The sequence below is a fragment of the Trinickia diaoshuihuensis genome (assembly GCF_003390925.1).
In the GTDB taxonomy this organism is placed as follows: Bacteria; Pseudomonadota; Gammaproteobacteria; order Burkholderiales; family Burkholderiaceae; genus Trinickia; species Trinickia diaoshuihuensis.
Window position 1 is genome coordinate 1 of record NZ_QUBS01000063.1, and the last position, 18,294, is coordinate 18,294.

Consider the following 18,294-nt stretch of genomic DNA (forward strand, 5'->3'; position numbering starts at 1 on the left):
CCGGCGCCGCTAGGCCCGATGCGGGCGCTGCCGAGAGACCGGCGGCCGCCGCGCGCGCTGTGGCCTGCGCTGCCGCGGCGGCGAACGTGCCCACGCTCGCTTCTTGAGATTGAACCGCGGGGCCCGGGACGACGGCCCGGCGGGTCGTCCCCGCGGCGGCCGGCGGCCGAGCGCTCGCGGCCGGAGCCTTCGGCGTAGCTTGAAAGCCGGCGTTGCTCCCGGCCGGACTTGCGGGGCGGCTTGCGCGCGGTGCGTCGCTTGAGTTCCAGCGCGCCGGGGAAGCGGGCCGGGCCGGCGCGGCGGGCTCGAAAGATCGGGTGTCGCGTGCGGGCGTGCGCGGCGCGATGGGCGCCGCATGCGCCGCCGGCCGAGCTTTGATGCCCGTGCTGGCGGGGGGCTGCCAGACGGTGGGGCGCGCGTAGCGTCCCGTCGATTTGGGCGCCATCGTATTGGCGGTCGAGGTCCGCACGACCGAACCCTTGGCTGCGCCGCGGGCGAGCCGCGGCTCGTCGTCGCGCGCGCTGCTGCCGGCGCGCGAGGCGGCGGCGCCGAGCCCGATGTTCAAACCCAGACCGAACGCGCGATCGGCCCAACGCAGCGTGCCGCGCCAGGAAAAGCCCATGAGCCAAGGCAGTCCCGCGACCAGCAGCAACGGCGCGACGAGGAATGCCCCGCGTCCGAGCGCATGTACGCCGGCGCCGAGCAGCGCGTGGCCGAGCGCGTTGCCCGTACTGGGGGCGAGCGCGGCTTCGAGCGCGCCGCTGCCGACGAAGACGCCGGCGAAGCCGAGCCAAAGCCGGATCGTGCCGCGCCCTCCGGCGTCGCGGACGATTGCCCCGATCGCGAGGCGCAAGGCCAGCGGGATGACCCACAAGACCGACGCGCCGAACCAGCTAAAAACTACCGTATGCATGCTAAAGGGTGAAACGTTCGAGGAAGGCCGGCAAGCGCCTTACCGGTCATTGGCCTTCGCGCGCGAAGGTCAGCGTGGTGCCGTTCGACGCGACGATACGCATTTGCTGCGGCGGGCGCATCTGCACGAGCGTCGTGTCGATGCGTTGGAGGACGTCGAGATAAGCCTTTTCCAAACGGGCGGCATCGGCGCCGCAGGCTTTGCGCGTGGTCGCGAGCGGCCCGAACGTCAAGCCGCCGCCGCGCAGCGCGTACGTTCCGGAGAACCGGTTGCAGCCCGCGAACCCGCTCGCCAGACGCTGACCCGACGTGGTATCGAGCAAAAGCGTCGGCGCGGCCGCCCTGTCGGCCGGCACGTCGAACGCCGTGTGCCCCTCGCTCGTCTGCGCGCTTTGCAAAACCCAGTGCGTGTCGTCGAGCAATTGGACGGCGGCGGGATTGAGCGGGTTGCTGGGCCCCGCGGCGGAATCGGGATGGGTCGGCATCGCGCAGCCGGCGACGGCGAGGAGGGCCGCGGCCGCGAGCGCGCACGGCGGCAAGCGCCGGCGCGAGCGCGCGCGACTCGGCGCAACGAATGGATTCGACATGGCCCCGAACCTTCATTTAAATCTGGCGAAGGCGTAAGGGTAACGCACTCCAGGCGTCGCGAGCGAGCGAGGTACGCAACGAGCCTATCGCGCTCGCGTCACCCCGGCGTCAAGAGACGGGTCGGCCCGGTGCCGGCGGGCGCGGGATCGCAAGGCCGCCCATGTTAACATCGCCGTCTTTCCTTCTTTCGCATAACGGGATTTGCCATGCAGATCGGTCAACGGATCGGGACGCCGCTCTCGCCCAGCGCCACGCGCGTCATGCTGCTCGGTGCTGGCGAGCTGGGTAAGGAAGTCATTATCGCGTTGCAGCGTCTCGGGGTTGAAGTCATCGCCGTGGATCGCTATCCGGACGCGCCGGGGCACCAAGTGGCGCACCGCGCGCATACGATCGACATGACCGACGCCGCGGCGATCAAGGCGCTCGTGCAAGCCGAACGGCCGCATTTGATCGTGCCCGAAATCGAGGCGATCGCCACCGATGCGCTGGCCGAGATCGAGGCGCAGGGCCTTGCCGAGGTCATCCCGACCGCCCGCGCGACGCAGCTCACGATGAATCGCGAGGGTATCCGCCGTCTGGCGGCCGAAACGCTTGGATTGCCGACGTCGCCGTACGAGTTCGCGGATTCCCTGGAATCGTTCAAAGCCGCCGTCGGGCGGATCGGCTATCCGTGCGTCGTCAAGCCCGTGATGTCCTCCTCGGGCAAAGGCCAATCCGTGGTGCGCGGCGAGGCGGATATCGAGCCTGCTTGGCAATATGCGACGGCCGGGGCGCGCGTGAACGTCGGGCGCGTCATCGTCGAAGGTTTTATCCGCTTCGACTATGAAATCACGCTGTTGACCGTGCGCGCCGTCGATCCCGCGAGCGGGGAGGTGCGTACGTCGTTTTGCGAACCGATTGGCCATTTGCAGGTCGATGGCGACTATGTGCAGTCGTGGCAGCCTCAGCCGATGTCGGGTGCCGCGCTCGAGCGCGCCAAGCAAATCGCCGAGCGCGTTACGGGCGCCTTGGGCGGGCGCGGCGTATTCGGCGTCGAGCTTTTCGTGCGGGGCGACGAAGTGTGGTTCTCGGAAGTAAGCCCCCGTCCGCACGACACGGGGCTCGTGACGTTGCGCTCGCAGCGTTTGTCCGAGTTCGAACTGCATGCCCGCGCGATTTTGGGTTTGCCCGTCGATACGGCACTGGTCTCGCCGGGGGCTTCGGCTGTCATATACGGCGGGCTCGATGAAGCCGGTATTGCGTTCGAAGGCGTGCGCGATGCGCTGGCTCTGCCGGAAACCGACGTGCGTCTGTTCGGCAAGCCGGAAAGTTTCAAGAAGCGGCGCATGGGCGTGGCCGTTGCGACGGCCACCGGTATCGATGAAGCGCGCGAGCGCGCATTGGCGGCCGCCGCGGCGGTGCGGCCGGTGTCGGCGCGCTAAGCGTTCGGGCGGCGCGCGGGGCGGTTGGCGCCCGCTCCGTTGGCCGGCTCGCACGCGGGCACGGCCCGTGCAATCTTGCGGTGCTACAATACCGGCCTTTCCGGCGGCTCGTCCGCCGGTTGGAGCCGGCCGCGCACGAAGCGCGGTCCTTGGCAGGTGTCGTTCGTGCGAGACTCGCCGTGGCTCCGCCTTCACGTCGACCCTATCGAGCGGCCGTGCTGCCGCCGCCGCGCGCTCGAACGACGCAGCGCCTCGCGGCGCATTTTTAGCGAACGCCACAATGTCCGATCCCGCTGTCACGCCTACTACCCCGACTTTCGACCAGTTCGGTCTCGCCCCCGAGATTTTGCGGGCCGTCACCGAGCAAGGCTATACCACGCCCACGCCGATCCAGGCCCAAGCGATCCCGGTCGTGCTGGCGGGACGCGACGTGATGGGTGCCGCCCAAACCGGAACCGGTAAGACGGCGAGCTTCTCGCTGCCGATCATCCAGCGCCTGCTGCCCACGGCCAGCACGAGCGCCTCGCCCGCGCGCCATCCGGTGCGGGCGCTGATCCTCACGCCGACGCGCGAATTGGCCGACCAAGTGGCCGCCAACGTTCAGTCGTACGCGAAGCACACGCCGCTGCGCAGCGCCGTGGTGTTCGGCGGCGTCGATATGAACCCGCAATCGGCCGAGCTTCGGCGCGGCGTGGAAATCTTGATCGCGACCCCGGGGCGCTTGCTCGATCACGTGCAACAAAAGACGGCCAATCTCGGCCAAGTCCAAATGCTCGTGCTCGACGAAGCCGATCGCATGCTGGACATGGGCTTTTTGCCCGATTTGCAACGGATCTTGAATCTATTGCCGAAGGAGCGTCAGACGCTGCTTTTCTCGGCGACGTTCTCCCCAGAGATCAAAAAGCTGGCCTCGACCTATCTGCGCAATCCGCAGACGATCGAGGTCGCGCGTAGCAACTCGACCGCCACGAACGTGACGCAGATCGTCTACGAGGTGGCCGAGGGCGACAAGCACGGCGCCGTCGTTCAGTTGATTCGCCAGCGCTCGCTCAAGCAGGTCATCGTGTTTTGCAACAGCAAGATCGGCGCGAGCCGGCTCGCGCGGCTACTCGAACGCGACGGCGTCGTCGCGTCCGCGATTCACGGCGACAAGTCCCAGAACGAGCGGATGCAGGCGCTCGACGCGTTCAAGCGCGGCGAAATCGAAGCGCTCGTCGCCACCGACGTGGCCGCGCGCGGGCTCGATATCGCCGAATTGCCGGCCGTGATCAACTTCGACCTGCCGTTCAATGCCGAAGATTACGTGCACCGTATCGGGCGGACGGGGCGTGCGGGCGCGTCGGGCGATGCGTTGTCGCTGTGCAGCCCGAACGAACGCAAGCAGCTTGGCGAGATCGAAAAACTGATCAAAAAGCCGCTGCAAGTGCAGACGCTCGCGGTCGAGACGCCGGTGCGCCACGGACGCGAAGAGCATGGCCGGCGCGAGCGCGAGGAGCGTTCGGGGCGCCGCCGGACGGGTTCGCATGAGCGCACCACCTATCGTGCCAATCATGCTCCGATCGACGACTTCTTCCTGAAGCCCTACGAGCCGTCGCCGTCCGCGCGCAAGGAAGAAGAGACGAAGAAGCAAGAGGCGCCGCAGAGCAAAACGCCGAAGCAGCCCCTCGCAGCGCTGCTCGGCGGGTTCGGGATGCCGCGGCGTAACAGTTCGTCGTCCTGATTGCCGCTAGAGCGGGAACTGCGTCGTCGACAAGATTTCCTTCAGCACCATGAACGAGCGAACCTGCCGCACGCCCGGCAGATAGAGCAATTGCTCGGCGTGCAGCCGGTTGAAGCTCTCGCTGTCGCGCGTGCGCACGAGCATGAAGTAATCGAATTCGCCCGTCACCACGTGGCACTCCATACACCCTGACACGCCGCGCGCCGCCTGCTCGAACGCGGCGAACGCTTCCGGCGTCGAGCGATCGAGCACGATGCCGATCACGACGAGCATGCCGGCGCCGACGGCCTTCGGCTCCAGCAGCGCGACAATCCCGCGAATGAACCCGAGCGACCTCAGCCGCTCGACACGCCGCAGACATGCCGGCGGGCTGAGTTTCACCTTATCCGCGAGCGCGACGTTCGAGATCGAGGCGTCGCGCTGAAGCTGCTTCAGAATCGCGCGGTCGATGCGATCGAGCGGTGTGGCGTCGCGCAATTTCGTTGCGCTCATGATGGCTTTAATTCCTAGTTCGTTAATCGAAAATGGCGTGACATCCATCGAAATTAGGTCGATCAATAAAAGTTCGCAAGCTCATTTCGTCGCGGTTTGCCTATCATTTTTCCGTGTTCAACCCGCATGCGGCCCGCCCGCGACGGCTTTACCGTCAAAGCGCGCAGGCCCTTGCCGCACTCGACCGGAGCCACGATGAATCTCAAGCGCTTTCCCCGTTATCCGCTGACGTTCGGTCCTACCCCGATCCAGCCGCTCAAGCGCTTGAGCGCGCATCTGGGCGGCAAGGTGGAGCTTTACGCGAAACGCGAAGACTGCAACAGCGGCCTCGCATTCGGCGGCAATAAAACGCGCAAGCTCGAATACCTCGTGCCCGAAGCGATCGCGCAGGGTTGCGACACGCTCGTGTCGATCGGCGGCATTCAATCGAACCAGACGCGGCAGGTGGCCGCCGTGGCGGCACACCTCGGCATGAAATGCGTGCTGGTGCAGGAAAACTGGGTCAACTACCACGACGCGGTGTACGACCGCGTCGGCAACATCGAGCTATCACGCATCCTTGGCGCCGACGTGCGTCTCGTCCCGGATGGCTTCGATATCGGTATCCGCAAGAGCTGGGAGGATGCGCTAGATAGCGTGCGCGCTGCCGGCGGCAAACCGTTTGCGATTCCCGCGGGCTGCTCGGAGCACCCGCTCGGCGGGCTCGGCTTTGTCGGATTCGCCGAGGAAGTGCGCGCGCAAGAAGCCGAGCTCGGCTTCAAGTTCGACTACATCGTCGTGTGCTCGGTCACCGGCAGTACGCAGGCCGGGATGGTGGTCGGTTTCGCGGCCGATGGGCGCAGCGAGCGCGTCATCGGCATCGATGCGTCCGCCAAGCCCGAGGCGACGCGCGCGCAAATCACGCGCATCGCCGAACATACGGCCGAACTGGTCGGCCTCGGACGTCCGATCGTCGCCGGCGACATCGTGCTGGATACGCGCTACGGCGGCCCCGAATACGGGTTGCCGAACGAGGGGACGCTCGAGGCGATTCGACTGTGCGCGCGTTGCGAGGGGATGCTGACCGATCCGGTCTACGAAGGTAAGTCGATGCATGGGATGATCGACAAAGTGCGCTGCGGCGAGTTTGCGCCGGGCTCGCGTGTGCTGTATGCGCATCTGGGCGGAGCTCCGGCGTTGAGCGCCTACAGCTTTATCTTCCGCGACGGCTGAGCGCTGCCTGATCGGCGCGGCGGCGCTACGCCTGGCGCTGCACGAATCGCTCGGACCACGCGGCGATCGCATCGCCATAGAACGCATCGAGCGATCGATACCCGGGCGCGTCGTATTTCAGCGCGAGGCCCAAATGCGTTGCCGCGGCCAAGAGCGCCGGCAGCGGCGCCTCGGCATCGAGTTCGCGCGCGCCCGTTTGTTTGCTGAGCTTTTCGCCTTGCGCGTCGGTCACGACGGGAACGTGCAAGTAAGACGGTGTCGGCACACCCAGGCAGCGTTGCAGATAGATTTGACGCGCTGTGGAGTCGAGCAAGTCGGCGCCGCGCACGACGTGAGTGATGCCTTGCTCGGCATCGTCGACGACGACGGCAAGCTGATAGGCCCACTGGCCGTCGGCCCGCTTCAGCACGAAGTCGCCCACTTCTAGCGCGAGGTTCTGCGTTTGCCGGCCTTGCCAGCGATCGTCGAACGCGATCGAGGCATCCGCTTGGTCCGGCACGCGCAGGCGCCACGCGCGCGCGCTCTTGCCATGAAGGCCCTGTCTGCAGGTGCCGGGGTAGGCGAGCGTAGTGTGACGAGCGTGAGCGTTCGCGAGGGAATCGGCGATTTCCTTGCGCGTGCAGCCGCAGGGGTAGATGAGGCCCGCACGGTCGAGTTGGGCAAGCGCTTCGCTATAGAGGGACGTGCGGGCGCTTTGACGGACGACGGGCTCGTCGCTTTGCATGCCGAAGCGCGCGAGCGTTCGAATAATGTCCTGATCCGCGCCTGGTACGGTGCGGGGGCCATCGATATCCTCGATCCTGACGAGCCAGGTGCCGCCGTGCGCACGCGCATCGAGATAGCTGGCCAATGCGCCGACGAGCGAGCCCGCGTGCAGGCGCCCCGTGGGCGAGGGCGCGAATCGGCCGCGATAGCGCGTATCGGGTGGCTGCGCGCTTGCCTCGTTCGCCGCTTGGGTGCCGGTCACGCCGCGCGTGCCGCGTCCCGGTCCGGATGGCATGCGGGACACGTTTTGCCGGGTGTGTATAGCGGCGAGTGCTGAGCCTCGGGCGTCACGACGGCGCGGCAGCCGAAACATTGAACCGTCTCGGTCGGCTCGAGCCGCGGATTGAGCGCCGTGCGATAGTCGAAGACGAAGCATTCGCCGCGATAATGCGCGCCGCCCACCTCTTCGAAGTATTTGAGGATGCCGCCTTCGAGTTGGTAGACGTGCTCGATTCCGGCCTCTTTCATATGGATCGCCGCTTTTTCGCACCGAATCCCGCCGGTACAAAACGAGACGACTGTCTTGCCCTCGAACGCGTCGCGGTGCGCCTCGACCACGGCCGGAAATTCGCTGAATTTCGTGATCCGGTAATCGACCGCGTTCTCAAACGTGCCGACGTCCACCTCGAACGCGTTGCGCGTGTCGAGCATCACGACCGGGCGCCCTGCGTCGTCTCGGCCATCGTCGAGCCAGCGCTTGAGCGTGGGCGCGTCGACCGACGGCGCGCGGCCCAACTCGGGCTGAATCGCGGGTTTCTTCATCGTGATGATTTCGCGCTTGCGCTTGACGAGCATGCGGCGGAACGGCTGCGTTTCCGAGAAACTTTCCTTGAATTGGAGATCGGCGAACTTGCCTTCGAACAGCGGATCGCCGCGCAGGTAGTCGACGAATTCGCGCGCGGCCTCCTGCGTGCCGGCGATGAACAGGTTGATGCCTTCGGGCGCGAGCAAGATGGTGCCGCGCAGCCCGAGCGCTTCGCACCGCTCGGCGAGCAGCGGGCGCCAGGTGTCGATGGCGTCGATCGTGACGAAGCGGTAGGCGGCGAGGTTGACGATACGCATGATGAAATCGCAATGATGAGAGCCGGCGCGAAACGGGCCCCGCCGCGCGGCGGCCCGGTCGGGGCGGCGGCGTTCGCGGGGGCGCGTAGCGGCGAAACCGCTATTATCCCGCAAACCAGGGGGGAGTCGTCCTAAGCCATTCGGCGGCCGGTTTCGGCGAGGGCCGGATGTACAATAGCGCCCATGTCAGATCCCCGCTTCGTCCATCTCCGCGTCCACTCCGAATTCTCGATCGCCGACGGCATCGTGCGCATTGACGACATCGTCAAAGCCGCGGCCGACGACGGCCAGGGCGCGCTCGCCATGACCGATCTCGCCAACGCGTTCGGTCTCGTACGGTTTTACAAGGAAGCTCGCGGCAACGGCGTAAAGCCGATCGCGGGCTGCGACGTCTGGATCATGAATTCCGACGATCGCGATAAACCCTCGCGCTTGCTGCTGCTCGTCAAGGATCGGCGCGGTTATCTCAATCTGTGCGAGTTGCTGACGAAGGCTTGGCTCACGAATCAGTATCGCGGGCGCGCGGAAATCGATGCGGCTTGGTTCGAATCGCCGCTCAGCGAGGGGCTGATCGCACTGTCCGGCGCGCAGCAAGGCGATATCGGGCTCGCGCTCGCCGCCGGGAACGAGCAAGCCGCTACGCGGCATGCCCAGCGTTGGGCCGCGTGTTTTCCGAATTCGTTTTATATCGAACTGCAACGCTACGGCCAGCCGGGCGGCGAAGCGTACGTGCAGCAAGCCGTGGCGCTCGCGTCGGCTTTGAAGTTGCCCGTGGTGGCGACGCATCCGATTCAGTTCATGACGGCGGACGATTACACGGCGCACGAAGCGCGCGTGTGTATCTCCGAAGGCGACATCCTTGCGAATGCGCGGCGTCCCAAGCGTTTCACCGAGCAGCAACGGTTCGCCACTCAAGAGGAAATGGTCGAGCGTTTCGCCGATATCCCGTCGGCCGTTGCCAATACGGTCGAGATTGCCAAGCGTTGCAATTTGACGCTCGAATTGGGTAAGCCGAAGCTGCCGCTGTTCCCCACGCCCGACGGCATGTCGCTCGACGATTACCTCGTGCAGTTGTCGAAGGAAGGTCTCGAGAAGCGTCTGATCGAGCTGTATCCCGACGAAGCCGAGCGTTCGCGCGAGCGCGAGAAATACTACCAGCGGCTCGATTTCGAGTGCGGCACGATCATCAAGATGGGCTTCCCGGGCTACTTCCTGATCGTGGCCGACTTCATCAACTGGGCCAAAAACAACGGCGTGCCGGTGGGGCCGGGCCGGGGCTCGGGCGCGGGCTCGCTCGTCGCCTACGCGCTCGGCATTACCGATCTCGATCCGCTGCGCTACAACCTGCTGTTCGAGCGCTTCTTGAATCCGGAGCGGGTGTCGATGCCCGACTTCGACATCGACTTTTGCCAGGAAGGGCGCGATCGCGTCATTCAGTATGTGAAGGGCAAGTACGGCGCCGATGCCGTTTCGCAGATCGCGACGTTCGGCACCATGGCCGCGAAGGCGGCCGTGCGCGATATCGGCCGCGTGCTCGATCTCGGCTACAACTTCACCGACGGCGTCGCGAAGCTGATCCCTTTCAAGCCGGGTAAGCACGTGACGATCGCCGACGCGATGAAGGAAGAGCCGCTGCTGCAGGAGCGCAACGACAACGAAGACGAAGTGCGGCAGTTGCTCGAGCTCGCGCAGCGTGTCGAGGGCTTGACGCGTAACGTCGGCATGCACGCGGGAGGGGTGCTGATCGCGCCCGGCAAGCTGACCGATTTTTGTCCGCTGTACACGCAAGGCGACGACGGCGGCGTCGTGAGCCAGTACGACAAGGACGACGTGGAGGCGGTCGGCCTGGTCAAGTTCGACTTCTTGGGCCTTACGACCTTAACGATTCTCGACTGGGCCGAGCGCTACATCCGCCGGCTCGATCCGGCCAAAGCCGGCTGGTCGCTCGCGCAGGTGCCGCTCGACGATCCGGCGTCATTCGCGATCTTGAAGAAGGCGAATACGGTCGCCGTGTTCCAGCTTGAAAGCCGCGGCATGCAAGGCATGCTCAAGGACGCGCAGCCCGACCGCTTCGAGGACATCATCGCGCTCGTGGCGCTTTACCGCCCGGGCCCGATGGATCTGATCCCGAGTTTTTGCGCGCGTAAACACGGCCGTGAGACCGTGGAATATCCGGATCCGCGCGTGGAACCCGTCCTGAAGGAGACCTACGGCATCATGGTCTATCAGGAGCAGGTGATGCAGATGGCGCAGATCATCGGCGGCTACTCGCTCGGCGGCGCCGACTTGCTGCGTCGTGCCATGGGTAAGAAAAAGCCCGAAGAGATGGCCAAGCACCGCGAGATCTTCGCCGAAGGTGCGGCCAAGAACGGCTTGACGCGCGAGAAGTCGGACGAAATCTTCGACTTGATGGAGAAGTTCGCGGGCTACGGCTTCAACAAGTCGCACGCGGCCGCCTACGCGCTGCTCGCGTATTACACGGCGTGGCTCAAGGCGCACCATCCGGCTGAATTCATGGCGGCCAACATGAGCTTGGCCATGGACGACACCGACAAGGTCAAAATCCTCTACGAGGACTGCAAGGCGAACGGCATGGCCGTGCTGCCGCCCGACATCAATCGCTCGGCGTATCGCTTCGAGCCGGTGGCCGAGGCGGACGGCAAGCGCTCGCGCACGATCCGATACGGCCTCGGCGCGGTGAAGGGCAGCGGCCAGAACGCGATCGAGGAAATCTTGCGTGCTCGCGAGGACGGGCCCTTTACCGATTTGTTCGATTTTTGCGCGCGAATCGACCGGCGCGTCGTGAATCGCCGCACGATCGAGGCTTTGATTCGGGCGGGTGCCTTCGACTCGATTCACGAGAACCGCGCGCAGTTGATCGCGTCGGTGCCGCTTGCGATGGAAGCGGCCGAGCAAGCGAGCGCGAATGCGATGCAAGCCGGCTTGTTCGATATGGGCGACGCGCCTTCGCGGGGCCATGAACTCGTCGACGAACCGGCTTGGCACGAGAAGCGCAAGTTGCAAGAAGAAAAGACGGCGCTCGGCTTTTACCTGTCGGGGCATTTGTTCGATGCCTACAAAGACGAGGTGCGGCGCTTCGCGCGCATGAAGCTTGCCGATTTGAAGGAGGGCCGCGACAAACTCGTCGCGGGTATCATCGCGTCGCTGCGCACGCAGATGACTCAGCGCGGCAAGATGCTGATCGCGCTCGTCGACGACGGCACGGGGCAGTGCGAGGTCACGGTCTTCAACGAGCAGTACGAAGCGAACAAGGCGCTGTTCAAAGAGGACGAACTGCTCGTCGTGCAAGGACAAGCACGCAACGACGCGTTTACGGGCGGCATTCGTTTCACCGTCGACTCGGTGATGGATCTCGAGCGCGCGCGTAGCCGCTATGCACAAGCGGTGAAGGTGCGCATGAACGGCAACGCCGATGCCGCCGCGCTCAAGCGCGTGCTGGAAGCGCATTGCGCGCCCCGGCAGGAAGAACAGATGCCGGCAGCGATCACGCCGAGCCCGTCGGGCGGACGTGGCGCGCGCGGGGGGCAGGGCGGCGCGGGAGACGGCGGTCGAGCTCGCGCGCCCGCGCCGACGGGGTTGGCCGTCCGAATCGCTTACAGCAACGATCGCGCGGAAGGTGAGATCGTGCTCGGCGAATCGTGGCGCGTGCGGCCCTCGGACGATTTGCTCATCGCGCTGCGCAAAGAATTCGACGGTACGTCCGTTGATATCGTGTATTAGCGGGGGCGTCATGTCGGAATGTTTACGGGGCGGGGATATCGATGCCAAGGCCGGCGCGGACGGAATTCCGCGTTCGGGCCCGCCCGACCTCGTTTCGCTCGTCGTGCCGTTTTATAACGAAGAAGACGGCGTCGAGACGTTCTTCCGCGAAGTGACGCCCGTTCTCGAGCGCATTCCGGACGTCGACTATGAAATCGTCTGCGTCAACGACGGCAGCGCCGATTCGACGCTCGAACGGTTGCTGGCCGTGTGCGCCGGCAATCCGCGCGTGCGCGTGGTCGATCTGTCGCGCAACTTCGGCAAGGAAGCGGCACTGACGGCGGGCATCGACGAAGCGGCGGGCGCGGCGGTGATCCCTTTCGACGCGGATCTTCAAGATCCGCCCGAAGCGATCGCGCGACTCGTGGAGCGCTGGCGCGAGGGATTCGACGTCGTCTTGGCCAAACGCGCGGAGCGCAGCACGGATACCTACATGAAACGCGGCACGGCCGCGCTTTTCTATCGCGTGCATAACGCCATCAGCGAGACGACGATTCCCGAAAATGCCGGCGATTTCCGTTTGATGTCTCGGCAAGTCGTCGATGCGCTCAAACGGTTGCCCGAGAATCGCCGTTTCATGAAGGGGCTGTTCTCCTGGGTCGGATTTCGAACGGCGCAGATCGAATACGAGCGGCAGCCGCGCTCGGCCGGTGAAACGAAATTTTCAGCATGGAAGCTTTGGAACTTCGCACTTGAGGGGCTCACGAGTTTCGGCACGTGGCCGCTGCGTGTGTGGACATATATCGGCGGCGGCACGGCACTGTTTGCGATCGCCTATGCGATCTACCTGACCTTGCGCACGATGATTCGCGGCGTCGATGTACCCGGCTACGCGTCGATCATCACGGCCGTGTTGTTTCTGGGCGGCACGCAATTGATCGGTATCGGCGTCATCGGCGAGTATGTCGGGCGCATTTATATGGAATCGAAGCGCCGGCCGGTTTATATCGTCCGGCGCGTCTACCGGCAGGACGCTTCGTGAGGGGCGGAGCTCTCGCGCGCTTCGTCGCATACGCTTGTGTCGGTGCGGCCGGAACGGCGGTGCAATACGTCGTGCTCGCCGCTCTGGTCGCAACGCATACGCTCGACGCCGTCGCGGCGTCTTGTATCGGTGCGGCGGCCGGCGCGGTGATCAACTATGCGCTCAATCACCGTTTCACGTTTCGAAGCGATAATGCGCATCGCGTGGCGGCGCCGCGTTTTTTCATCGTCGCGGCCGCCGGTATCGCCCTGACGAGCGTACTGATGGCCGTCTTTACGCGCACTTTTGGAATACCGTGGTTGCCGGCGCAGTGCATGACGACGGCATGCGTGCTCGCGCTGACCTACACGATCAATTCGGCCTGGGCATTCCGGTCCGTCGGACGCGACGTTTGACGAGGCTCGATGCCAGCGCATCGACATGAGAACAAGCCGAACAGGCGATCGCCTTGGATAAGAAAGATGAATAGAGAAATTCCCATTTTTTGGCGTTGGCTCGCGGTGGCCGCCGCGCTGACGTTCGTCCCAAGCCTCTTTTTGCCTTATGTCGGCGAAGAGGCGGTCTACACGATAACCACATTGGAGATGTGGCACGGTCACATCTGGTCGAACCCGCTGATTTACGGGGTGCCCTATGCGCGGCCGCCGTTTCTGAATTGGGTCATGATGCCGTTCGCCTTGGCGTTCGGCCCGGCGCATATCCTCGTCGCGAGCCGGCTCCTCACCGCACTGGCGACGCTTGCCACGGCGCTCGTATTGCATTGGGCCGCACGCGGCATCGGGGTGGGCGTGCGTCAAACGTGGCTCGCCGTGCTCGTCTTCTTGAGTTCCGACGCTCTGCTGTATCACGGCTGGCTGGCCTATGCGGACCCTGTCTTCTCGTTGTTGACCTTTGCGGCCATCGCGTGCGTGGTCGTGGCCGCGAAGCGGCAGCGGGCGGGCTTATTGTGGGTAGCGGCGGCTTGCGTCTTCGGTGCATTTCTGACCAAGGCGCTTACCGCTTATGTCTTTGTCGGCGTAGCATGGCTTGCCGTCGTCGCACGTCACCCGCAGGCACGTGCCGTCTTGCTCAAACCTTCCGCATTGCTCAGCTACGTTGCGGCGCTCGCGGCGCCGCTTGCCTGGTTTCACTTCAACCATAGCGCCGGGTTTGCGGGACACGAAGGCGGAGCCATGGTGGGCGACATCGCACAAAAGCTGCTGCCGCCGAGCGTGGGCGCGTGGCTCAAGCAGCTCGTTGCGTTTCCGCTCGAGGCGTTTTGCCGGTTCTTGCCGCTTTCCGCGTTTGCGGCGTACGGGCTGATGCGCGCTCGCCCGGCTGCGCAGCCCGCCAGGCGTTCATGGGAGTCGACGCTCGGTTGGATTGCACTCGTAAACTTCCTGCCGTACTGGCTCGCGCCTCAGAGCAGCATCCGGTATGTGCTGCCGCTCTATCCGTTGATCGCTTTCTGTATCGCCGTCGTCCTCGCTCGGTGCGATGCCCGCATGCAGCGCGTGGCTACCTATGCGGTCGCCGTGACGATCGCGCTCAAATGTATCGGCTTGATCGTCTTTCCGATCTATCAAGCAAAGCATCGGGGCGATGCTCAGGCTGTGGCCAAGGAACTCGTTGCACGGGCCGGCACGACGCCGATTTATGCCGACGATTTCACGTCGGCGACGTTATCCGTCGTGGGCAATCTCGATAGCTTGAGGTGGCCGGCCGCACCCGTCACGGTGCCCCCGAGCGGGGCCGCCGAGGGATGGCTCCTGTCGCGCGATTCGAACCATCCGCACACGCGCTTGGTGAAGGTGGTCGAACTCGGCAAGGAGCGCCTCATGTTCCTATGCATCGGCCATACCTGCGATGCGCGCGGCGGGGCCGCGGCGGTTAAGGATTGAAGTAAACTGTCCGCCTACCGTATAGCCGTTTGCCGCTCGCCCCGTGACCGCCCGCTTTTTCTCCTCCCGCGCACCGCGTAGCATTCTCGTCGTTTGCACGCGGCGTATCGGCGACGTGTTGCTGACCACGCCGCTCGTTCGCTCGCTCAAAGCGCGGTGGCCCGATACGCCGGTCGACATGCTCGTGTTTCGCGGCACGCAAGGCGTGCTCGAAAACAATCCCGACGTGCGTCGCGTCATCGTCGTCGCGCAGCGCGCGCGATTGCGCGAACGCTTGGCCGATGCCGCACGGATCTGGCGCCGGTACGACCTGGCCTGCGCCGCGACGAGCAGCGACCGCCCTCGCTTCTACAGTTGGTTCGCGGGAAAACGGCGCGTCGGTCTTGTCGATCCCGATCGGGTCACGCTGCTCAACCGCTTCATTCTGAACGGCATCGCGCTGAGCCATCACGAGACGGTCCATACGGTCGAAAGCAGCCTCGAAGTGGCGCGGGTGCTCGGCATCGAGCCGATCGGCGACGTCGTGGCGCCCGGTATCGGCGAGGACCCCGCGCGTCGCGCCGCCCTCGACGCGCGCTTCGAGGCGTCGCCTGCTGTGTCGCCGGGGCAGCCGCTGGCGGTGGTTCACCCCGCGCCGATGTTCGAATACAAGCGCTGGCGCATCGATGGCTGGAGCGAACTCATTCGCTGGCTGCGCGCGCAGGGGTTCGCCGTCGCGTTGACCGGCGGACCGGCGGCGTCGGAGCGAGAGTACGCGCGGCAGATCGTTAGCGCGAGCGGCGAACCGGTGCTCAACCTGGTCGGCGAACTCACGCTAGGCGAAAGCGCGGAAGTCTTTCGGCGCGCGAAGATCTATATCGGGCCCGATACGAGCGCTACGCATATCGCCGCCGCCACCGGCACACCGACGGTGGCGCTGTTCGGCCCGACGCACACGACACGTTGGGCGCCCTGGCCGAAAGGCTGGAAGGCCGGGACGGCGCTTTGGCCGCTGGTGGGGTCGGGGCGTCGTGGCAATGTGTATCTCGTGCAAGGCGAAGCGCCTTGCGTGCCCTGTCATAAGGAAGGGTGCGAGCGGCATCTGGAAAGCCGAAGCGAGTGCCTCGTGACGCTGCCGGCGAGCCGTGTGATTGCTGCCGCGGCACAGATGCTGGGGCTGGCGGCGCCGAGGCCTGACGTTGCAATCGTCGATACTTCCGCGCTCGGACGCCGCGCCCGCGCCTAGGGCGGCCGAGTGTAGGCCCGGGCCGCCCGTGACAACGTCGCGATCTGGCTACCCCGGCGAAGACACGCCCGGCCGCGCCGCGCCGGCGCTCCGATAGCCGCAGCCTAGCAAGATACCGCTCAGCAGCGCGAATAGGTGTCCCTCGGTGAAGTCGAGCAGCAACGAATTGGCAAGACTCCCGATCGCGAACGTCGCCAGCCAGGCCAAGAGCAAGTGGCGCGAGCGCGGTTCGAGGCGAACGCCGTAGCGGGCCACTTGCACGATCAGATTGACGAGCAGCACGATGCCGGGCAGGCCCAACTGTACGGCCATCAACAAGTATTCATTGTGCGGGTTCAAGGTCATGGCGCCCTCGGCGCCCGTCTCGCCTTTGGTCAATTGGGCAAATTCCGCGCCGAGGCCGCCCACGCCATAGCCCGTCAAAGGCCGCGCGCGAATCAAGTCCACGCTTTTGCGATACCACTCGAGACGCAGCCCCGTTGATGTCGTTGCATCGCTCTCGCGATAGGCTTTGACTTCGCCGGCGACCTCTCCGATCCGGCTGCCGCGGGCAGTGACCGCAACCGCGACGAGGACGGCGACGGCGGCCAACAACGCGCAACTGCATAGGATCAAACGCCACGGCGAGCCGCCGCGCATTTGCCAAACGATGCGCGCGGCGACGGCGAGCATGAATAAGACGGCGATGGCCTGGCCGGTGCGTCCTTGGAGCATGACGAGCACGTTAATCAGCGAAAGCAGCGCGATCGTGGCAAACATGATACGCGACCGCCATGTGCCTGCGGCCAGCGCGAAATCGGCGGCTTGATAGAACAGCAGGGCACCGATCAATCCGGCTGCGATGCGATTCTTAAATACCCATGCACGGGTGCTCGGATCGGACGCCACGTGCGCGGGACCGAGCGAGGTGAGGCCGAGGTAGTTGGTCGTCGATAGCGCGAGCACGACGCAGAGTGTGACGAATAGGCTCCATCGGGCGAGGACATCCCAATCGGCTCGCGAATCGGCAAAAGCGATTACTCCGAACGGTAAAAGAAGCAGCTTATAGTACTTGCCGAACCAAGACCACGCTTCGTGTGTCCCCGCGCTGCTGTAACTGGCGCTCGCGGCCAACGCTGCCAGTATGAGCAGCGTGGACCATACGGCGCCATGACGCAGCATCGCGGGCAATTTGCGCCAGAATTCGGGGGCGCTCAGTAGCGCGACTGCGAACAAGCCGCACGCGATGTTCGTGAGCGCCGTCGAGATCGGCACGCAACAGAGCGCGGCAACCGCGAAAGCGCGGGCGGCCGTTAGACGATACGAGGGCGGGTTTGCGCTAGAAACGTGTTGCAAGTCTGAACTCCGATGATGATGAACGTCGCGATCGGGCGCCGTATAGACGCTATTGACGACCGAGCAAGGATATTGGGTGGGCGATGTGCCTAGACGGCCGCTCCATCGACTATCCCTTTCTCGGCCCGCGTCGTTCCGTCGGCGAGTCGGGCGAGTACCCGGTTGTAGTTTTGCCCCTCGCGATCGCGTGCGGCTTCCGCATGCCAGAGGTGTAGTACTTCCGTTGCCAAGAACCCGTTTTTCCGGCTCACGCCTGCGTTATGCAGCCGCGCGACGAAATCGGCGTCTTCATGGCCCCAGCCGACGAAGCTGCCGTCGAAGCCGTTCACTGCGAAGACGTCGGAGCGCCATGCGGCCAGATTACAGCCCTTGATGCCGCGCCATACAAACCCTCGTACACGGCGCTTTGCTATGTCCGGCAGCCGCAGGTACAGCGAAATGAATTTATTGACCTGCCCGGTGACGCGCTGAAGCAGCCAGAACCCGAAGGATTGTCCGTCGAGCGCTACCTCGCCCGCGACTGCACGAGCGGTTAGGCGAGGCCCAAGCAAAATGCGGCTGCCTGTTACAACTGTCCCGGCGGCGGCGAGCGCTCGATGGCGAGCCACGAAATCTCGTTGGGGAACACAGTCTCCGTCCAAAAAGATCAAATATTCGCCTCGGGATTGGGCGATCGCGTTATTTCGAATGGCCGCTAGGCGGAAGCCATCGTCGGGATGCCAGACGTGCTTGACGGGGATCTGCGAACGACCCGAACTACGCTCGACGACCTCCCGCGTGGCGGGACCGGACCCATCATCGGCGATCACGATCTCGAAATGCCGATCGCTTTGCGCGAGACAGCCCTCCAGAACGAGTTCGAGCGCGTCGGGGCGATTGTAGGTCGAGACGATGACCGAGATGAGCGTATCGGGTTTCAT

Annotated in this window: 15 protein-coding genes; 8 read left to right on the forward strand and 7 right to left on the reverse strand. The window is 64.9% G+C overall.

Annotated elements, in window-relative coordinates:
- Positions 1-913 (reverse strand): DNA translocase FtsK 4TM domain-containing protein (locus DXT59_RS30600; RefSeq protein ID WP_476718431.1); only part of this gene is annotated, 913 nt, incomplete at its 3' end.
- A 46-nt stretch (positions 914-959) separates the two neighbouring features.
- Positions 960-1,499, reverse strand: a complete 540-nt coding sequence (locus DXT59_RS12700) for an META domain-containing protein (RefSeq protein ID WP_116137250.1) — start codon at positions 1,497-1,499, stop codon at positions 960-962.
- A gap of 207 nt (positions 1,500-1,706) precedes the next feature.
- Here DXT59_RS12700 and purT point away from each other — a divergent pair, with 207 nt between their 5' ends.
- Both purT and DXT59_RS12710 read left to right on the forward strand, forming a co-directional pair.
- Positions 1,707-2,921, forward strand: coding sequence for a formate-dependent phosphoribosylglycinamide formyltransferase (purT, locus tag DXT59_RS12705; protein WP_116137251.1), 1,215 nt, complete (start codon positions 1,707-1,709; stop codon positions 2,919-2,921).
- 280 nt (positions 2,922-3,201) lie between these two features.
- Positions 3,202-4,641, forward strand: coding sequence for a DEAD/DEAH box helicase (locus DXT59_RS12710; protein ID WP_116137252.1), 1,440 nt, complete (start codon positions 3,202-3,204; stop codon positions 4,639-4,641).
- Between the two features lie 6 nt (positions 4,642-4,647).
- Here DXT59_RS12710 and DXT59_RS12715 read toward each other — a convergent pair whose 3' ends face one another.
- Positions 4,648-5,133: an Lrp/AsnC family transcriptional regulator gene (locus tag DXT59_RS12715; RefSeq protein WP_116137269.1), complete on the reverse strand. Its 486-nt coding sequence runs from the start codon at positions 5,131-5,133 to the stop codon at positions 4,648-4,650.
- Between the two features lie 195 nt (positions 5,134-5,328).
- Here DXT59_RS12715 and DXT59_RS12720 point away from each other — a divergent pair, with 195 nt between their 5' ends.
- Positions 5,329-6,345 carry a 1-aminocyclopropane-1-carboxylate deaminase gene (locus DXT59_RS12720; protein ID WP_116137270.1) on the forward strand — a complete coding sequence of 339 codons (1,017 nt, stop codon included), beginning with the start codon at positions 5,329-5,331 and terminating at the stop codon, positions 6,343-6,345.
- 25 nt (positions 6,346-6,370) lie between these two features.
- Here the strand turns inward: DXT59_RS12720 and gluQRS are convergent, their stop codons facing one another.
- On the reverse strand, positions 6,371-7,345 hold the full coding sequence (gene gluQRS, locus DXT59_RS12725; protein ID WP_116137253.1) for a tRNA glutamyl-Q(34) synthetase GluQRS: 975 nt from the start codon (positions 7,343-7,345) through the stop codon (positions 6,371-6,373).
- Entirely contained in the window at positions 7,309-8,172 is an 864-nt protein-coding gene (locus tag DXT59_RS12730) for a sulfurtransferase (RefSeq protein ID WP_116137254.1), read from the reverse strand. The genes gluQRS and DXT59_RS12730 overlap by 37 nt, the downstream gene beginning before the upstream one ends.
- Positions 8,173-8,346: 174 nt before the next feature.
- On the opposite strand from DXT59_RS12730, the gene dnaE reads away from it, so the two are divergent.
- The 5 genes from dnaE (at position 8,347) to DXT59_RS12755 (ending at position 16,039) form a co-directional block, all read left to right on the forward strand.
- Positions 8,347-11,913 (forward strand): DNA polymerase III subunit alpha, encoded by a 3,567-nt coding sequence (dnaE, locus tag DXT59_RS12735; RefSeq protein ID WP_116137255.1) that lies wholly within the window; start codon positions 8,347-8,349, stop codon positions 11,911-11,913.
- A gap of 10 nt (positions 11,914-11,923) precedes the next feature.
- Complete coding sequence (locus DXT59_RS12740; protein ID WP_116137256.1) at positions 11,924-12,934, forward strand: glycosyltransferase family 2 protein; 1,011 nt, start codon at positions 11,924-11,926, stop codon at positions 12,932-12,934.
- Positions 12,931-13,329, forward strand: coding sequence for a GtrA family protein (locus tag DXT59_RS12745; protein WP_162878062.1), 399 nt, complete (start codon positions 12,931-12,933; stop codon positions 13,327-13,329). The genes DXT59_RS12740 and DXT59_RS12745 overlap by 4 nt, the downstream gene beginning before the upstream one ends.
- A 66-nt stretch (positions 13,330-13,395) precedes the next feature.
- Positions 13,396-14,814 carry an ArnT family glycosyltransferase gene (locus tag DXT59_RS12750; protein ID WP_162878063.1) on the forward strand — a complete coding sequence of 473 codons (1,419 nt, stop codon included), beginning with the start codon at positions 13,396-13,398 and terminating at the stop codon, positions 14,812-14,814.
- A gap of 43 nt (positions 14,815-14,857) precedes the next feature.
- On the forward strand, positions 14,858-16,039 hold the full coding sequence (locus tag DXT59_RS12755; protein ID WP_116137258.1) for a glycosyltransferase family 9 protein: 1,182 nt from the start codon (positions 14,858-14,860) through the stop codon (positions 16,037-16,039).
- 48 nt (positions 16,040-16,087) lie between these two features.
- Here DXT59_RS12755 and DXT59_RS12760 read toward each other — a convergent pair whose 3' ends face one another.
- Complete coding sequence (locus DXT59_RS12760) at positions 16,088-17,374, reverse strand: O-antigen ligase family protein (protein ID WP_116137259.1); 1,287 nt, start codon at positions 17,372-17,374, stop codon at positions 16,088-16,090.
- 89 nt (positions 17,375-17,463) lie between these two features.
- Positions 17,464-18,294: a glycosyltransferase family 2 protein gene (locus tag DXT59_RS12765; protein ID WP_116137260.1), complete on the reverse strand. Its 831-nt coding sequence runs from the start codon at positions 18,292-18,294 to the stop codon at positions 17,464-17,466.

Bases quoted from the DNA above. Each gene is read 5' to 3' on its own strand.
- gluQRS (WP_116137253.1), bottom strand. From the start codon at position 7,345: ATGCCATCCGGACCGGGACGCGGCACGCGCGGCGTGACCGGCACCCAA.
- DXT59_RS12715 (WP_116137269.1), bottom strand. From the start codon at position 5,133: ATGAGCGCAACGAAATTGCGCGACGCCACACCGCTCGATCGCATCGAC.
- DXT59_RS12765 (WP_116137260.1), bottom strand. From the start codon at position 18,294: ATGAAACCCGATACGCTCATCTCGGTCATCGTCTCGACCTACAATCGC.
- DXT59_RS12700 (WP_116137250.1), bottom strand. From the start codon at position 1,499: ATGTCGAATCCATTCGTTGCGCCGAGTCGCGCGCGCTCGCGCCGGCGC.
- DXT59_RS12730 (WP_116137254.1), bottom strand. From the start codon at position 8,172: ATGCGTATCGTCAACCTCGCCGCCTACCGCTTCGTCACGATCGACGCC.
- DXT59_RS12720 (WP_116137270.1), top strand. From the start codon at position 5,329: ATGAATCTCAAGCGCTTTCCCCGTTATCCGCTGACGTTCGGTCCTACC.
- DXT59_RS12740 (WP_116137256.1), top strand. From the start codon at position 11,924: ATGTCGGAATGTTTACGGGGCGGGGATATCGATGCCAAGGCCGGCGCG.
- DXT59_RS12750 (WP_162878063.1), top strand. From the start codon at position 13,396: ATGAATAGAGAAATTCCCATTTTTTGGCGTTGGCTCGCGGTGGCCGCC.
- DXT59_RS12710 (WP_116137252.1), top strand. From the start codon at position 3,202: ATGTCCGATCCCGCTGTCACGCCTACTACCCCGACTTTCGACCAGTTC.
- purT (WP_116137251.1), top strand. From the start codon at position 1,707: ATGCAGATCGGTCAACGGATCGGGACGCCGCTCTCGCCCAGCGCCACG.